Genomic DNA, 2,259 nt, shown 5'->3' on the forward strand with positions numbered 1-2,259 from the left:
ACCGAGGTGACCGGCCCTCCGTCATGCGGTCAGGAGTTGCCCACCACGTCCTCCGGGAACGTCAGCTCCCGGCTCATCCAGCGCAGCGCGGACGGCAACTCCCGCCGCCAGGTGGCGAAGTTGTGGCTGCCGTGGTCGAGGACCAGGCCCTCCGCCCGCATCGGCGGCCGGACGGCCTCCAGGAACGCCTTGGCCGCCGGGTAGTTCTTCTCCCCCGAGCGGCTGGTGCCCACCAGCACCGACACCTGCGGCGCGGGCAGATGCGCCAGCCGCCACATCAGGTCGTGCTCCTGCTTGCGGCGCACCCGGTCCCTGGCCTGGCCGAAGAGGTCACCGGTCGTGGGGTCGGCGCTGGCCCGGTAGTCGGGCGAGAGGGCGGCCGCGGCGGTGTACGTACGGGGGTGGCGCATGGCCAGTTGGAGGGCGCAGCTGCCGCCCGAGGAGTAGCCGAGCAGGCCCCAGCCGCCCGGGTCGTGCCCGACGCGGTAGCGGGACCGGAGCGCCTCCGGGACGTCGCGGGCGAAGAACGTCTCGGCCTGCGGCCCGCCCGGCACGTCGACGCACTGGGTGTCGCGCGGCGGGGCGATGGTGGGCCGCAGCATCACGATGACGGTGGGCTGCATCTTCCCGGCGCGGATCAGGGCGCCCGCCGTCTGCGGCAGCCGCAGGTGCTGGCCCAGCAGGAACACCCCGCCGGGGTAGCCGCTGAGCGCGACGACGACGGGGAACCGCTGGCGCGCGTACTGCGGCTGGAAGTACTGGGGCGGGAGGTACACATAGGCGGGGTTGACCACCCGGGTGCGCCGGCCGACGATCCGTACGGTCTCCACCTTGCCGGCCAGTTCCGGCTTGCCCCGGGGCAGGCCGTGCACCTTGTCGAGGCCCTCGGGGCCGGACGCCTGCACCAGGCCCTGGGACGGGTCGCCCGCGGGGCCGGCGAGGCCGCCGTCGCCCCATTTGCCGACGGCGGCGGGCGCGTCGTCGTAGAGGCCCAGCAGTTCGTGCCAGGAGCCGTAGAACTGGAAGTGGGTGTTCACGGCGAGGCCGAGGGACGCGACGACGGCCAGTTGGGTCGCGGCGATCGTTCCCAGGCGGCCGAGCATCGCCCGGGGCCCGCGTCCGGCGAACCGCGGCCACAGCCACAGGCTCAGTCCCACGCAGGCCACGGCGACCGCGACGACGGCGAACAACAGCGCTCGGCTGGTCAGCCCCATGCGTCTTCCCCAGATGTCCGGTGCGGCGCGTGTGCTGCCGGCGCGCCGCGAGGTGTGCCCGGTCCGCCGTGGCGCCCCTGTGCGGGGCCCGGAAGACCTCGTTGCGTCCCGTTTGATGCCTCTTGGCGCAGGGGCGTTGCGGGGCGCCGGAGGTGTTCGCGCATCCGCCGCCGGGCCGACACCGCGGGTTGGGGCGCCGTACGGCGGCCGTCCACCGGGCGGCGACGTCCGGTGGACGGCCCGGCGCCGCGCTCGTGTCCTGACGCCGCCCGCCGCGGTGGCATCCTGGACGCACCGGACGGGACCGGCCGGGCGAGGGAGGACGGCGATGGCGACCGAGACGGCAGGGCAGCGGCAGCGGCACACGGGCGTGCGACCGGCGGGGGCCCCGCAGGCGCGCCCCATGCGGGCCGACGCGCGGCGCAACTATGAGCGGCTGCTCACGGAGGCACGTACCGCCTTCACCGAACGCGGTACGGACACCTCGCTGGAGGACATCGCGCGCCGCGCGGGCGTCGGTATCGGCACCCTCTACCGGCATTTCCCGCACCGTACGGCGCTGATGAGCGCGGTGTTCCAGAGCGAGGTGGACGCGCTGCTGGCGCGCGCCAAGGAACTGGCCGACGCGCCGCAGCCGTGCCGGGCGCTGGTCGACTGGCTGCGCGCGATCATCACCCACGCCGGCACGTACCGGGGGCTGTCGCGCGCCCTGATGGCGGCGTCGGCGGACGAGACGTCGGGGATGGCGCGGTGCAGCGTCCCGATGCACGAGGCGGGGGCGGCGCTGCTGGCGCGCGCCCAGCGGGCCGGGGCGGTGCGCCGCGATGTGACCATCGGGGACCTGATGCAGCTGACCAACGGCATCGCACTGGCCGCCGAGGAGTCCCCGGACGACCCGGAGCTGGCCGACCGGCTGCTGACGCTGACCCTCGGCGGGCTGAGGGCGGGGCGGGAGCAGGGCGCGTAGGGCCGGTCGCGAAGGTCCCGCCCGCCGCGCGACGCCCGGCACGCACGCTGGCCGCGCGGCCCCGGTGCGTCCCGCTCC

Annotated in this window: 2 protein-coding genes; one reads left to right on the plus strand and one right to left on the minus strand. The window is 75.6% G+C overall.

All coding sequences use genetic code 11. The features are described from left to right. Positions 1–29: 29 nt before the first annotated feature. A complete protein-coding gene (locus tag AC51EU_RS29770; protein ID WP_496270199.1) occupies positions 30–1,214 on the minus strand; it encodes an alpha/beta hydrolase in 1,185 nt (394 codons plus the stop codon). Positions 1,215–1,542: 328 nt separating this feature from the next. Between AC51EU_RS29770 and AC51EU_RS29775 the strand changes: the two genes are divergently transcribed. Beyond that, positions 1,543–2,181, plus strand: coding sequence for a TetR/AcrR family transcriptional regulator (locus AC51EU_RS29775; protein ID WP_496270200.1), 639 nt, complete (start codon positions 1,543–1,545; stop codon positions 2,179–2,181). The last annotated feature ends 78 nt before the right edge of the window (positions 2,182–2,259 follow it).

The organism is Candidatus Streptomyces philanthi (assembly GCF_059553635.1).